Annotated in this window: 1 pseudogene; it reads right to left on the bottom strand. The window is 51.0% G+C overall.

The features are described from left to right. Window positions 1-242 (bottom strand): annotated as a pseudogene (locus QVP67_RS02030) (cytidylate kinase family protein); the annotation flags it as partial. Window position 243 lies beyond the last annotated feature (1 nt).

Here is a 243-nt window from a genome sequence, read left to right as displayed (position 1 = left end):
CAGGCTATGGGAATCTGCAGTGCGTACATGCGCCACTCGTCTTTCAGTTCCTTGCGGGACATGAAGAAGGGTTCGAGCACGACAAACAGCAGGTTGAGCAGGATGGTCCAGATGCCCATACTGTAAGGGGTGAACATGCTCAGCACATAGGTGACACTGGTTATAGGCGAGGTGCCCAACATGGCTTTGGTGATGAAGGCAATGCCGAAAGCATTTATGAACAACGAAATGACGAACAGCAGA

This window comes from Bacteroides sp. CAG:633 (assembly GCF_000435115.1).
GTDB classification, from domain to species: Bacteria; Bacteroidota; Bacteroidia; order Bacteroidales; family Bacteroidaceae; genus Bacteroides; species Bacteroides ndongoniae.
Note: the sequence above shows the minus strand (reverse complement) of the source record. Positions and strands in the feature narration are given on the sequence as shown.